Annotated in this window: 12 protein-coding genes; 5 read left to right on the top strand and 7 right to left on the bottom strand. The window is 60.0% G+C overall.

Features of this window, described 5'->3' with window-relative positions:
• Positions 1-96: 96 nt before the first annotated feature.
• Entirely contained in the window at positions 97-1053 is a 957-nt protein-coding gene (trxB, locus tag ACA054_RS04355) for a thioredoxin-disulfide reductase (protein WP_497688332.1), read from the bottom strand.
• Between the two features lie 314 nt (positions 1054-1367).
• Here trxB and cysZ point away from each other — a divergent pair, with 314 nt between their 5' ends.
• Together cysZ and ACA054_RS04345 are read left to right on the top strand one after the other, a co-directional pair.
• Positions 1368-2120 carry a sulfate transporter CysZ gene (gene cysZ, locus ACA054_RS04350; RefSeq protein WP_408599759.1) on the top strand — a complete coding sequence of 251 codons (753 nt, stop codon included), beginning with the start codon at positions 1368-1370 and terminating at the stop codon, positions 2118-2120.
• A gap of 40 nt (positions 2121-2160) precedes the next feature.
• On the top strand, positions 2161-3360 hold the full coding sequence (locus tag ACA054_RS04345) for a glycosyltransferase family 4 protein (protein WP_497688331.1): 1200 nt from the start codon (positions 2161-2163) through the stop codon (positions 3358-3360).
• Positions 3361-3478: 118 nt separating this feature from the next.
• Here ACA054_RS04345 and ACA054_RS04340 read toward each other — a convergent pair whose 3' ends face one another.
• From ACA054_RS04340 to ACA054_RS04330, 3 genes are all read right to left on the bottom strand, one after another.
• A complete protein-coding gene (locus tag ACA054_RS04340; protein WP_497688330.1) occupies positions 3479-4582 on the bottom strand; it encodes an NADH:flavin oxidoreductase in 1104 nt (367 codons plus the stop codon).
• Positions 4583-4799: 217 nt separating this feature from the next.
• Entirely contained in the window at positions 4800-5282 is a 483-nt protein-coding gene (locus ACA054_RS04335) for a glutathione peroxidase (protein ID WP_497637960.1), read from the bottom strand.
• A gap of 122 nt (positions 5283-5404) precedes the next feature.
• On the bottom strand, positions 5405-5890 hold the full coding sequence (locus ACA054_RS04330; protein WP_008054392.1) for an FKBP-type peptidyl-prolyl cis-trans isomerase: 486 nt from the start codon (positions 5888-5890) through the stop codon (positions 5405-5407).
• Between ACA054_RS04330 and ACA054_RS04325 the strand changes: the two genes are divergently transcribed.
• The 3 genes from ACA054_RS04325 to yihG all read left to right on the top strand — a co-directional run bounded on the left by ACA054_RS04325 (position 5859) and on the right by yihG (position 9249).
• Positions 5859-6185: a DUF3565 domain-containing protein gene (locus tag ACA054_RS04325; protein ID WP_497688329.1), complete on the top strand. Its 327-nt coding sequence runs from the start codon at positions 5859-5861 to the stop codon at positions 6183-6185. The genes ACA054_RS04330 and ACA054_RS04325 overlap by 32 nt on opposite strands.
• A 61-nt stretch (positions 6186-6246) precedes the next feature.
• Positions 6247-8346 carry a phosphate acetyltransferase gene (gene pta, locus ACA054_RS04320; protein ID WP_497688328.1) on the top strand — a complete coding sequence of 700 codons (2100 nt, stop codon included), beginning with the start codon at positions 6247-6249 and terminating at the stop codon, positions 8344-8346.
• Complete coding sequence (gene yihG, locus ACA054_RS04315; RefSeq protein ID WP_497688327.1) at positions 8347-9249, top strand: 1-acylglycerol-3-phosphate O-acyltransferase, YihG family; 903 nt, start codon at positions 8347-8349, stop codon at positions 9247-9249.
• A gap of 165 nt (positions 9250-9414) precedes the next feature.
• Here yihG and cysN read toward each other — a convergent pair whose 3' ends face one another.
• From cysN to ACA054_RS04300, 3 genes are all read right to left on the bottom strand, one after another.
• The gene (gene cysN / locus ACA054_RS04310) at positions 9415-11313 is read right to left on the bottom strand and encodes a sulfate adenylyltransferase subunit CysN (protein ID WP_497688326.1); all 1899 of its coding nucleotides are present in this window, start codon (positions 11311-11313) and stop codon (positions 9415-9417) included.
• 9 nt (positions 11314-11322) lie between these two features.
• On the bottom strand, positions 11323-12240 hold the full coding sequence (cysD, locus tag ACA054_RS04305; protein WP_053154630.1) for a sulfate adenylyltransferase subunit CysD: 918 nt from the start codon (positions 12238-12240) through the stop codon (positions 11323-11325).
• A 249-nt stretch (positions 12241-12489) separates the two neighbouring features.
• On the bottom strand, positions 12490-13248 hold the full coding sequence (locus tag ACA054_RS04300; RefSeq protein ID WP_497688325.1) for a Nif3-like dinuclear metal center hexameric protein: 759 nt from the start codon (positions 13246-13248) through the stop codon (positions 12490-12492).
• Between the last annotated feature and the right edge of the window lie 82 nt (positions 13249-13330).

Genomic DNA, 13330 nt, shown 5'->3' with positions numbered 1-13330 from the left:
TCGCAGCCTGCGGCAGCTCCTACAGGGGTATGTGCATTTTCCGAAGGTACAAAAAAACCGGCCTAAGCCGGTTTTTTTATTTCGACGAAAGCAGAATCAAGCGTTCTGCAGATTGTCCAGGTAACGCTCGGCATCCAGTGCCGCCATGCAACCGGCGCCAGCGGAGGTGATCGCCTGGCGGTAGACGTGGTCAGCCACGTCACCGGCGGCGAAGATGCCTTCGAGGCTGGTCGCCGTGGCGTTGCCGTCACGGCCGCCCTGCACGACCAGGTAGCCGTCTTTCAAGGTCAACTGGCCTTCGAACAACGAAGTGTTCGGGGTGTGGCCGATGGCGATGAACACGCCGTCGACTTTCACTTCGTCGAAGCTGCCGTCGTTGTTCTTCAGACGGGCACCGGTCACGCCCATGTTGTCGCCCAGGACTTCGTCCAGGGTCGCGTTCAGCTTCAGTTCGATCTTGCCTTCGGCAACCCGGGCATTGAGCTTGTCGATCAGGATCTTCTCGGCGCGGAAGGTTTCGCGACGGTGGATCAGGGTGACCTTGCTGGCAATGTTGGCCAGGTACAGGGCTTCTTCGACAGCGGTGTTGCCGCCGCCGACCACTGCCACAGGTTTGTTGCGATAGAAGAAACCGTCGCAGGTTGCGCAGGCCGAAACGCCTTTGCCCATGAACGCCTCTTCCGATGGCAGGCCCAGGTAACGAGCGCTGGCGCCGGTGGCGATGATCAGGGCGTCGCAGGTGTAGGTCGCGCTGTCGCCGGTCAGGGTGTAAGGCTTGGCAGCGAAGTCCACGGCATTGATGTGATCGAAAACGATCTCGGTTTCAAAGCGCTCGGCGTGCTCTTTCATGCGTTCCATCAGCGCCGGGCCGGTCAGGCCATGGACATCGCCCGGCCAGTTGTCGACTTCAGTGGTGGTGGTCAGTTGACCGCCGGCCTGCATGCCGGTGATCAAAAGTGGCTTGAGGTTGGCACGGGCGGCATAGACGGCGGCGCTGTAACCGGCAGGGCCGGAACCGAGAATAATCACTCGCGAATGACGGACTTCAGACATGACCTGCTCCTGTTGACCGGCCCGGAATACCTGGCGCGGAACGCCGGCTGACCGGCGGGAATAAAAAAGGACCATTGAAAGCACTTGGGGAAGGCTTGAACTCGACAGTCCTGTAAAAAGAATGTGTGCAGCGTATCGAGGGGGCGAAGATTAAGGAAATACGGTTTAACAATCCAGCTCATAGGTGGTCTCTATCCCCACTGAGCGATATTCAGGACGCCTTTGTTACAGTTAATGTCGATGTCGCTGTCGCGCTTTCGCCTGTCAGGCAAAGCCGGTAAGGTCGGCGCGTTTTCCTTTGCTCGGAGCACCTTATGCCCGCCCCTGTTCTGTCCGGCCCGCAATACCTGCGTGAAGGCCTGAAACTGGTTCTCAGCCCCAGCCTGCGCCTTTTTGTATTACTTCCACTTGTGATCAACCTGGTGCTGTTCGTCGGATTGATCTATCTGGCCGGCCATCAGTTCAGCCTGTGGGTCGATACGCTGATGCCATCTCTGCCCGACTGGCTAAGTTTTCTCAACTATGTGCTGTGGCCGTTGTTCGTGGTGCTGGTGGTGTTGATGGTGTTTTTCACCTTCACCATGCTCGCCAACGTCATCGCGGCGCCGTTCAACGGCTTCCTGGCGGAAAAAGTCGAAGTGGTGGTGCGCGGCACTGACGACTTTCCGGCCTTCAGCTGGGGCGAGCTGATCGCCATGATCCCGCGGACCCTGGCCCGGGAAATGCGCAAACTCGGTTATTTCCTGCCCCGGGCGCTCGGGCTGTTCATCCTCTCGTTCATCCCGGTGGTGAACATCATCGCAGCACCGCTATGGCTGCTGTTCGGGGTGTGGATGATGGCGATCCAGTACATCGACTACCCGGCGGACAACCACAAGCTGGGCTGGAACGAGATGCTCGCCTGGCTGCGGCAGAAGCGCTGGCAGAGCATGAGTTTTGGCGGCAGTGTTTACCTGGTGCTGCTGATTCCGGTGGTCAACATCCTGATGATGCCGGCGGCCGTGGCGGGGGCGACCTTGTTCTGGGTCCGCGAACGTGGGGCGGAAAATCTGGTGACCCAACGCTAGATCGGTCACAAATCCATCATCTCACCGTCACAACGCCGACATGGCCTCAGCCCACACTGAGGTCATGACGACAGCTCTGCATATCACCCTGATCACTGAAACCTTCCCTCCGGAAATCAATGGCGTGGCCAATACTCTTGGGCGCTTGTGCGACGGATTGCGCGCGCGCGGGCACCAGGTGGAATTGGTGCGACCACGCCAGGGCTGCGATCAATCGGCGAGCGGCGACGATGAGTTGTTGCTGTGCCGAGGCTGGCCGCTGCCGGGCTATCCCGGGTTGCAATGGGGTCAGTCGTCGATGCACAAGCTGCTCCGGCGCTGGAAGCGCCATCGCCCCGATGTGTTGTACATCGCCACCGAAGGACCACTCGGTTTGTCGGCATTGCGCGCAGCACGCCGCCTGGGCATTTCAGTGGTCAGCGGCTTTCACACCAACTTCCAGCAGTACTCCAGCCAGTACGGGTTCGGCTTGTTGGCTCGGCTGCTGACCCACTATTTGCGTTGGTTCCACAATCGCTCGAACCTGACGCTGGTGCCCAGTGTCAGCCAGCGCATGGAGCTGGAACGCCGGCACTTCGAGCGCCTGGCGTTGCTGTCCCGCGGAGTCGACAGCCAGTTGTTTCACCCGAGCAAACGCTTGAATGCGCTGCGCGAGCAATGGGGGCTGGGCGAGAAAGACCTTGCCGTTATCCATGTAGGCCGTTTGGCAGCGGAGAAAAACCTCGGTTTGCTCAAACGCTGTTTCGATACGCTCAAGGCCACTTATCCACAGCGCATTCTGAAACTGATCGTGGTGGGTGATGGCCCGCAACGCCTGCTGATGGAAAGCGAGTTGCCCGAAGCGATTTTCTGCGGGGCGCAACGAGGTGAAGCCCTGGCCAGTCACTATGCGTCGGGGGATGTATTTGTGTTTCCGAGCCTGACCGAGACCTTCGGCAATGTGGTGCTTGAGGCGCTGGCCTCGGGACTGGGGGTGGTGGCTTACGACCAGGCGGCAGCGGCGCAGCATATTCGCCATGGCTACAACGGCGTGCTGGCGATGCCGGGGGATGAGGAGGCATTCTGCGATGCCGCTGTGTGGTTGCTGGAAAAGCGCGAAACCTTGCGTTGTGTGCGGCTCAATGCGCGCCAGCATGCCAGTCGGCAGGGTTGGGCGGCGATCATCGAGCAGTTTGAGGGGCAGTTGCGGGGGGCTTGTGTCGGGGAGCAGGCGATTCCGAATGCGCCGACCGTACCATAAGATTTTTGGTGATATTGAGTCAGTCTTCGCGAGCAGGCTCGCTCCCACAGGTTTTGTGTACAACGCATAACCACTGTGGGAGCGAGCCTGCTCGCGAAAGCATTCTTCCAGACGCTGCTTAAACCAGCGTCATCAACGCCTCACGGCTGAACGGCAGGATGTCTTCCTCGCGACCGTCGCGCACTTTCTGTGCCCAGTCAGGGTCCACCAACAGCGCACGCCCAACCGCCACCAAGTCAAACTCATCGTTGTTCAACCGCTCCAGCAGTTTTTCCAGGCTGGCCGGCTGTGCCACCTTGTCGGTGTTGACCATGAACTGCAGGAACTCACCGTCCAGACCAACGCTGCCCACGGTGATGGTCGGCTTGCCAGTGAGCTTGCGCGTCCAGCCCGCAAGGTTCAGTTCAGAACCGTCGAACTCCGGCTCCCAGAAGCGGCGTGTCGAGCAATGGAAAATATCCACGCCAGCATCGGACAATGGCTTGAGAAACTCGCCCAACGCTTCCGGGGTTTGCACCAGGCGCGCGGTGTAGTCTTGCTGTTTCCACTGGGAGAAACGGAAGATGATCGGGAAACCATCACCGACCGCCGCACGTACCGCCTGAATCAATTCGATGGCGAAACGCGAACGGTTGGCCAGGCTGCCGCCGTATTCGTCGGTGCGCTGGTTACTGCCTTCCCAGAAGAACTGGTCGATCAGATAGCCGTGGGCACCATGGATTTCCACGCCGTCCATGCCAATGCTCTGGGCATCCTTCGCCGCTTGGGCGAACGCGGCAATCACGTCCTGAATGTCTTGTTTGGTCATGCCGTGAACCACGACCTGACCGTCCTTAACTTTTTCCGACGGACCATAACCCGGCACGCTGGCGTCCGGCTCGGTGCCGATGCGACGCACACTGCCGACATGCCACAGTTGCGGAACGATCTTGCCACCCTCGGCGTGAACCGCATCAACGACTTTCTTCCAGCCAGCCAGCGCGGCTTCGCCATAGAAATGCGGTACGTTCGGGTAGCCGTTGGAAGCCTTGTGCCCGACGGTGGTGCCTTCGGTGATGATCAAGCCCACGCCAGCAGCGGCGCGACGACGGTAATACTCGATCACTTTGGAATTCGGTACGCCGCCCGGCGAAAACGAGCGGGTCATTGGCGCCATGACGACACGGGTGGGCAGTTCGAGGGTACCGAGGTGGAACGGTTTGAACAGGGCTTTTACGGGCATGGGACGCTCCACTAAGAATGACTTTATGACGGCGATAATATGGAGGTTCGTGCGCGCTGAAAAGCACTATTGATTTGGGTGATTGAACGCCAAAAGGCGGGAGACGTTGTAGGAGCCGGCTTGCTGGCGATGGACTCGATAACACCGTGGGGTGTCAGGCTATCCGCGTCATCGTTGACGACCATCGCCAGCAAGCCGGCTCCTACGAGGGGAGATGTCAGGCCAGGGCTTTTTCAATCGCCTGAACGACGCTTGGATCGTCCGGAGCAGTACGTGGCGAGAAACGCGCCAGCACACGACCGTCTTTGCCTAGCAGGAATTTTTCGAAGTTCCAGGTGATGTCACCGGGAAACTCCGCGCCCTCGCCCGCCAGCAACTTGTACAGCTGATGACGCTCGTGACCGTTGACTTCCAGCTTGCTGGACAACGGAAAGGTCACGCCATAGTTGAGGCTGCAGAAGTCCTTTATTTCCTGCTCGGTACCTGGTTCCTGCCCGGCAAACTGATTGCACGGCAGGCCGAGCACGCTGAAGCCTTTACCTTTGTATTGCTGGTAGAGGTTTTCCAGCGCCGCGTACTGTGGCGTCAAGCCACATTTGGAGGCCACGTTGACCACCAGCACGACGTGCCCCTTGAAAGGTGCCAGAGGTAGCGCCTGACCATCCAGGGCTGTCAAATTAAGTTCGTGAAAAGCACTCATGACGTACTCCAGATTCCCGTGTTCTTCTCGAAACAGCCACTTGGTGGTGTCGCCTGGAACAGCCGCAGACTAAAAAGGCGCCCTCGGGGCGCCTCTCCAGCTATCTGAGCTTAGCGCAGAAATCAGTGGTGATGGCCACCTTCGCCATGAACGTGACCATGGGCGATTTCTTCCTGGCTGGCATCACGGATGTTGATGATCTTGACCTGGAAGTTCAGGCGCTGACCGGCCAACGGGTGGTTGCCGTCTACGGTGACGTCGTCGCCGTCCAGATCGCGGATGGTCACGATCTGCATCTGGCCGTCCGGAGCGGAAGCGTGGAACTGCATGCCCACTTCCAGCTCGTCGACACCTTCGAACATGCTGCGGCTCAGGGTGCTGACCAGTTCGGCGGCGTATTCGCCGTAAGCGTCTTCCGGTTCAACGGCCACGGTCAGCTCGTCGCCGACAGCCTTGCCTTCCAGAGCCTTTTCCAGGCCCGGGATGATGTTGCCTGCGCCTTGCAGGTAGACCAGCGGCGCGCCGCCGGCGGAGCTGTCGATGACCTCACCAGCGTCGTTGGTCAGGGTATAGTCGATGGAGACAGCCTTATTGGCGGCGATCAGCATGGGGCGAGACCTTTTGCATAAGAATAATGAAAGACCCAGTTTAGCGAAGCAATCGCCCGAAAGCGAACACAACCCGGACAAACGGGATTCGACGATTACAGGCTTCCATCAGGACGAAGACGGCCACTGGGTGGTCGAGCTTTCCTGCGGCCACACGCAGCACCTGCGCCATCAGCCACCCTGGCAATCGCGGGCCTGGGTCATGGACCCGTTGCAGCGCCACGAAAAAATAGGCCAGCCCTTTGATTGCGGTTGGTGCGCACAAGGCACGGTTAGCGATAACCTTGGCGACTGAATTTCGGTAGTTGGCCAGTTATAGGCCGTCACCATTGCCATGCACCTTCTAGAGAATCCGCATGCAAACTTTTTTTATCGCACCCACCGATTTTGGCGTGGGCCTGACCTCCATCAGCCTCGGGCTGGTGCGCACCCTTGAGCGGGCCGGCCTCAAAGTCGGCTTTTTCAAACCGATTGCCCAGCCCCATCCAGGTGACACTGGCCCTGAGCGTTCCACCGAACTGGTGGCGCGTACCCACGGTCTCAAACCCCCACAACCATTGGGTCTGGCCCATGTCGAGCGCATGCTCGGCGACGGCCAGCTCGATGAGTTGCTCGAAGAAATCATCACCCTTTATCAGCAGGCCGCCATCGGCAAGGATGTGTTGATCGTCGAAGGCATGGTCCCAACCCGCAGCGCCAGCTATGCCGCGCGGGTCAACCTGCACCTGGCCAAGAGCCTCGATGCCGAGGTGATCCTGGTCTCGGCACCGGAAAACGAAGTGCTGACCGAACTGTCCGGTCGCGTGGAACTGCAGGCGCAATTGTTCGGCGGCCCCAAGGATCCGAAAGTCCTCGGCGTGATCCTCAACAAGGTCAAGACCGAGGAAAGCATGGAGGCCTTCGCCGCACGCCTGAACGAACACTCGCCGCTGTTGCGCAGCGGCGACTTCCGTCTGCTCGGTTGTATTCCGTACCAGCCGGAGCTGAACGCGCCGCGTACTCGAGACGTGGCTGACCTGATGGGCGCACAGGTGCTCAACGCCGGCGACTACGAAACCCGGCGCATGACCAAGATCATCATTTGCGCGCGTACCATGCGCAACACCGTGGAGCTGCTCAAACCGGGTGTGCTGGTGGTGACCCCTGGCGATCGTGACGACATCATCCTCGCCGTGAGCCTCGCAGCCATGAATGGCGTGCCCCTGGCCGGCCTGTTGCTGACCAGCGACACCCTGCCCGACCCGCGCATCATGGACTTGTGTCGCGGCGCCCTGCAGGCGGGCCTGCCAGTGTTGTCGGTGAGCACCGGGTCCTACGACACCGCCAACCAGCTCAATGGCTTGAACAAGGAAATCCCGATCGACGACCGCGAGCGCGCGGAGATCATCACCGATTTCGTCGCCAGCCACCTGGACGCCAACTGGCTGCACCAGCGCTGCGGTACCCCTCGGGAAATGCGCCTGTCGCCGGCGGTGTTCCGTTATCAATTGATCCAGCGCGCCCAGTCCGCCAACAAGCGCATCGTCCTGCCGGAAGGCAGCGAACCACTGACCGTACAAGCCGCCGCCATCTGCCAGGCCCGTGGCATTGCCCGTTGCGTGTTGCTGGCCAAACCGGCAGATGTCGAAGCCGTGGCCCGCGCGCAAGGCATCGAACTGCCGCCGGGGCTGGAAATTCTCGACCCTGACCTGATTCGCGAACGCTACGTCGAGCCGATGGTGGCCCTGCGCAAAACCAAAAGCCTCAACGCACCGATGGCCGAGCAGCAACTGGAAGACACCGTGGTGATCGGCACCATGATGCTGGCGCTGGATGAAGTCGACGGCCTCGTATCGGGCGTGATTCACTCCACCGCCAACACCATCCGCCCGGCCCTGCAGCTGATCAAGACTGCGCCGGGCTGCACCCTGGTATCGTCGGTGTTCTTCATGCTGTTTCCCGAAGAAGTGCTGGTCTACGGCGACTGCGTGATGAACCCGCACCCGAGCGCCGTCGAACTGGCCGAGATCGCCCTGCAAAGCGCCGACTCGGCGGCTGCATTCGGCATCACTCCGCGTGTGGCGATGATCAGCTATTCCAGCGGTGAGTCGGCCAGCGGCGAGGAAGTCGAGAAGGTACGCGAAGCGACATTACTCGCCCATGAACAGCAAAACTCGCTGCTGATCGACGGCCCCCTTCAGTATGACGCCGCCGCCAACGAAACCGTGGCCCGGCAACTGGCACCGAACAGCCAGGTGGCCGGTCGCGCTACCGTGTTCGTGTTCCCCGACCTGAACACCGGCAACACCACGCACAAAGCCGTGCAGCGCAGTGCCGATTGCGTCAGCCTCGGGCCGATGCTGCAGGGCCTGCGCAAACCGGTGAACGATTTGCCGCGCGGCGCGCAGGTCGACGACATCGTCTACACCATTGCCCTCACCGCGATTCAAGCTGCCAACCGACCTATGGATGTGTAAATGCTGGATTTTCTACCTGCCCCGGCGCGCGGCGTGATCGCCGCGCTACTGCTGGCGCTGAACACGATTTTGCTGTGCTCGTTTCTGTTCTGTGTGGCGCTGTTCAAGGTACTGCCGTTCGCGCTCACCCAACGCATTGCACACTGGTTGATGCGCCATACCCACGAAGCCTGGATCAGCACCAACAAAGGCTGGATGAACCTGGTCCGTCGCACCCGCTGGCACCTCAGCGGCCTGCAAGGCCTCGACTATCAGCACTCGTATCTGGTCACCAGCAACCATCAGAGCTGGGTCGACATCCTGGTGCTGCAATACGTGCTCAATCGGCGTATCCAGCCGCTGAAGTTCTTTCTCAAGCAGGAGTTGATCTGGGTGCCGGTGATTGGACTGGCGTGGTGGGCGCTCGGTTTTCCGTTCATGAAGCGCTACTCCAAGGCGTATCTGGAAAAGCACCCGGAGAAAAAAGGCAAGGACCTGGAAACCACGCGCAAGACCTGTGCGAAGTTTCGCAACAACCCGGTGGGCATTTTCAATTTCGTCGAGGGCACACGCTTCACCGAAGGCAAGCATGCCCAGCAGAAATCGCCGTTCAAGTACCTGCTCAAGCCCAAGGCCGGCGGCATTGCCTTTGTGCTGGATGCCATGGGTGAACAGTTGGAGTCGATCGTCAACGTGACCATCCACTACCCGGCCGGGCGTCCCGGTTTCTGGGATTTGCTGTGCGGGAATGTTGCGGATGTGGTGGTGCATTTTGAAGAGCTGAAGATTCCGCCGCAGTTCATCGGCAAGAATTATGACCAGGACGGCGAGTATCGCCTGCAGTTCCAGGGGTGGATCAACCAGTTGTGGGAAGACAAGGATGCGTTGCTGGGGCAGATGCATCGGGAGTATCCAGCGAAGTAGTTCGGTGAATGTTCCGCCCTCTTCGCGAGCAGGCTCGCTCCCACAGTTGATCTTCGGTGAACTTTGACCTTGTGGGAGCGAGCCTGCTCGCGAAGGCGTCCGACCAGACACAAAAAAACCCGCCGATGATCACTCATCGGCGGGTTTCTTTTTACCGGCTAGCGCTTAGATCGCGCCACGCTTGCGCAGCAGTTCCAGCACTTGCTTGACGCCTTCTTCCAGCGACACGGACTGGGTGTCGATCACCAGATCGGCATCCAGCGGCACGTCATACGGGAAGGACTCGCCCGGGATGTTATCCCCGGCCGCCGCATACAGGCCTTGCGGGTCACGCTCGGCACAGACCGTCGGCGAAGCCTGGACGTAGACCGTCACCAGACGTTCCTTGCCGATCAGTTCCCTGGCCTGCTCACGACCTTCGGCACTCGGTGCAACGAATGCCGCCAGGGTCAGCAGACCGGCTTCGTTGAACTGACGCGCCACGTGCGCGGCACGACGCCAGTTCTCGGTACGCCCTGCGCGATCCTGCGGCAGACCTTTGTTCAGGTCGTGACGCAGGTTCTGGCCATCGAGCACGAACACCGCACGACCCAGGTCGAACAGCTTGCGTTCAACCGCATAGGCCAGGGTGCTTTTGCCCGCGCCGGACAAGCCGCTGAACAACACGGTGGCCGGTTGCTGGCCGAAACGCTGGGCGCGCTCTTCGGTGGCGACGTGGGCCAGCTTGCCGTGGTGCGTGCTGGAGCCATGCGCCACCGGTTGCGCGACGATCATGCCGGCGCCGACGGTACCGTTGGTCAGGCGATCAATGATGATGAACGCGCCGGTGGTGCGGTTGCTGTCGTAACCGTCGAGGGCAATCGGCGCGTCGAGCGCGATCTTGACCTTGCCAATTTCGTTCAGCTGCAACGCGCTGGCCGGACCTTCTTCCAGGGTGTTCACGTCGACCTTGTTGACGATGCTGGCGATGGAGCCCGGCACGTAACTGGTAGCGCGTTTGATGTCGTATTTTTTGCCTGGCAGCATCGGCTCTTCAGCCATCCACACCAGCATCGCTTCGAAACTGTCGGTGACTGGCGGCACGTTGTCGGCATGCACCAACAGGTCGCCACGGGAGATATCGATCTCATCTTCCATGGTCAGCGTTACTGCCTGACCTGGACCTGCGTGTTCCAGTTCACCTTCGAAGGTGACGATGGATTTCACGCGGCTGCTCTTGCCCGATGGCAGGACCACGACTTCGTCGCCCTTCTTGACGATGCCGCTGGCCAGTGTGCCGGCGAAACCGCGGAAGTTCAGGTTCGGACGGTTGACGTACTGCACCGGGAAACGCAGGTCGGTGAAGTTGCGGTCGCCCGCCACTTCCACGGTCTCGAGAATTTCCATCAACGACTGGCCGGTGTACCACGGCGAGCGCTCGGACTTGTTCACCACGTTGTCGCCCTTCAGTGCCGACATCGGCACGAAGTGCATGCTGGTCGGCTTCAACTTCAAGCCTTCGGCGAACTTCAGGTAGTCGGCCTTGATCGACTCGAACACGCCTTCGTCGAAGTCCTTGAGGTCCATCTTGTTGATGGCGACGACGATGTGCTTGATGCCCAGCAACGAGGCGATGAAGCTGTGGCGACGGGTCTGGGTCTGCACGCCGTAGCGGGCGTCGACCAGGATGATCGCCAGGTCACAGGTGGACGCACCGGTGGCCATGTTGCGAGTGTACTGCTCATGGCCGGGGGTGTCGGCGATGATGAATTTGCGCTTGGCGGTGGAGAAATAGCGGTACGCGACATCGATGGTGATGCCTTGCTCACGCTCGGCCTGCAGGCCATCGACCAGCAGTGCCAGGTCGATGTCTTCACCGGTGGTGCCGACTTTTTTCGAGTCGCGGGTAATCGCTTCCAGGTGATCTTCATAGATCATCTTGGAGTCGTGCAGCAGGCGCCCGATCAGGGTGCTCTTGCCGTCGTCGACGTTACCGCAGGTCAGGAAGCGCAGCAGCTCTTTACGTTCGTGCTGGCCCAGGTAGGCGAGGATGTCCTCGCTGATCAAATCAGATTGGTGCGACATGACAGCCCCTTAGAAATAACCTTGACGTTTTTTGTCTTCCATCGAGCCTGCGCCATCGTGGTCGATGACACGGCCCTGGCGCTCGGAAGTTCGCGTCAGGAGCATTTCCTGAATGATGTCCGTGAGGCTTTCGGCCTCGGACTCCACCGCGCCCGTCAACGGGTAGCAGCCAAGGGTACGAAAACGCACTTTCTTTTTGACGATGCGGGCTTTGTCTTCATCGCTCAGGTGCTCGAGGATGCGCTCGTCGTCGATCATGATCAGCGTGCCGTTCTTCTCGATGACTTCACGCTCGGCGGCGAAGTACAACGGGACGATCGGGATGCCTTCAAGGTAGATGTACTGCCAGATGTCCAGCTCGGTCCAGTTCGACAATGGGAATACGCGGATGGATTCGCCCTTGTTGACCTTGCCGTTGTAGACGTTCCACAGCTCGGGGCGCTGGTTTTTCGGGTCCCAGCGGTGCTTACTGTCGCGGAACGAATACACGCGCTCTTTGGCGCGGGATTTCTCTTCATCGCGGCGTGCACCACCGAAGGCGGCGTCGAAACCATATTTGTCCAAAGCCTGTTTCAGGCCTTCGGTCTTCATGATGTCGGTGTGCTTGGCACTGCCGTGGGTGAACGGGTTGATGCCTTGTGCCACGCCTTCTGGATTCACGTGGGTGATCAGGTCGAGGCCCAGCTCGGCGACCATCTTGTCGCGGAAGCTGTACATCTCCTGGAATTTCCACTGGGTGTCGACGTGCATCACCGGGAACGGCAGCTTGCCGGGGAAGAAGGCCTTGCGTGCCAGGTGCAGCATCACGGCGGAGTCTTTACCGATGGAGTACAGCATCACCGGGTTGTCGAACTCGGCGGCCACCTCGCGGATGATGTGGATGCTTTCCGCCTCCAGCTGTTTCAGATGCGTCAGTTTGTCGACCATGGCTACTCACGAAAACTTTCTTATGAACGGCCACCGGGCCGTGTTCGAGCGGGGAATCCTAGCACAGCGCCCCCTTCTAATCAGGACGCCTACTAGATCGAAAGAGCATATGAATATGCCCGCCTGTTTGGGTGCCCAGCCTCCTGTGGGAGCGAGCCTGCTCGCGAAAGCGGCATGTCAGACGCATCAATGGTGAATGTGACGCAGCCTTCGCGAGCAGGCTCGCTCCCACGGGGGATATGGGTCGATTCAGATGGGATTCGGGCAATCGATGAAGATGTGCTCCAGCGCAAACCTGCGGGCCAGATAATCACCCAGCGCCTGCACGCCATAGCGCTCGGTGGCGTGGTGACCGGCAGCAATGAAGCTGATGTCGTTTTCCCGGGCGCTGTGGAAGGTTTGCTCCGAGGCTTCGCCACTGAGGTACAGGTCGACACCCGCCAGTACCGCCTGATCGATGTAGCCCTGCCCACCACCGGTGCACCAACCAACGCGGCGAATCATTGCGCTGCCTTCAATCAGCAACGGCTCGCGACCCATGACTTCTTGCACCCGACGGGCGAAATCCCGGGGCGTCACGGGTTCGTTCAACGAGCCGACCAGGCCGACGATTTTCAGGTTGTCGGGATCAAGCGGACCTTCGACGGTGATGTCCAGCTGCCGCGCCAACTGCACGTTGTTGCCAACGTCAGGGTGCAGGTCCAGCGGCAGGTGATAGGACAGCAGGCTGATATCGTGCTTGAGCAGCGTCTTCAGGCGGCGCTGCTTCATGCCGGTGATGCACGGGTTCTCGCCTTTCCAGAAGTAGCCGTGATGCACCAGCACCAGGTCGGCGTTGGCCTGCACTGCAGCATCGAGCAAGGCCTGGCTGGCGGTGACGCCACTGACGATGCGCATCACCTGCGGCCGGCCCTCGACCTGCAGGCCGTTGGGGCAGTAATCGGCAATTTTCGAACTGCCGAGGTAACGGTCGGCTTCTTCGACCAGGGTGCTCAGGGCGACGGCCATAAAAGACTCCTAAATATCCCGTTCAGAGGCACGCGTGGCCTCGTATAATGCGCGTCATTATGAGCGGTCTCATACCGCCTGC

It is taken from the genome of Pseudomonas sp. LBUM1653, from assembly GCF_059716115.1.
Note: the sequence above shows the minus strand (reverse complement) of the source record. Positions and strands in the feature narration are given on the sequence as shown.

Excerpts from the sequence above, each read along its gene's own strand:
- cysD (WP_053154630.1), bottom strand. The coding sequence starts at position 12,240 with ATGGTCGACAAACTGACGCATCTGAAACAGCTGGAGGCGGAAAGCATC.
- ACA054_RS04335 (WP_497637960.1), bottom strand. The coding sequence starts at position 5,282 with ATGAGTGCTTTTCACGAACTTAATTTGACAGCCCTGGATGGTCAGGCG.
- pta (WP_497688328.1), top strand. The coding sequence starts at position 6,247 with ATGCAAACTTTTTTTATCGCACCCACCGATTTTGGCGTGGGCCTGACC.
- ACA054_RS04325 (WP_497688329.1), top strand. The coding sequence starts at position 5,859 with ATGGAGACAGCCTTATTGGCGGCGATCAGCATGGGGCGAGACCTTTTG.
- trxB (WP_497688332.1), bottom strand. The coding sequence starts at position 1,053 with ATGTCTGAAGTCCGTCATTCGCGAGTGATTATTCTCGGTTCCGGCCCT.
- cysN (WP_497688326.1), bottom strand. The coding sequence starts at position 11,313 with ATGTCGCACCAATCTGATTTGATCAGCGAGGACATCCTCGCCTACCTG.
- ACA054_RS04340 (WP_497688330.1), bottom strand. The coding sequence starts at position 4,582 with ATGCCCGTAAAAGCCCTGTTCAAACCGTTCCACCTCGGTACCCTCGAA.
- ACA054_RS04300 (WP_497688325.1), bottom strand. The coding sequence starts at position 13,248 with ATGGCCGTCGCCCTGAGCACCCTGGTCGAAGAAGCCGACCGTTACCTC.
- ACA054_RS04345 (WP_497688331.1), top strand. The coding sequence starts at position 2,161 with ATGGCCTCAGCCCACACTGAGGTCATGACGACAGCTCTGCATATCACC.
- yihG (WP_497688327.1), top strand. The coding sequence starts at position 8,347 with ATGCTGGATTTTCTACCTGCCCCGGCGCGCGGCGTGATCGCCGCGCTA.
- ACA054_RS04330 (WP_008054392.1), bottom strand. The coding sequence starts at position 5,890 with ATGCTGATCGCCGCCAATAAGGCTGTCTCCATCGACTATACCCTGACC.
- cysZ (WP_408599759.1), top strand. The coding sequence starts at position 1,368 with ATGCCCGCCCCTGTTCTGTCCGGCCCGCAATACCTGCGTGAAGGCCTG.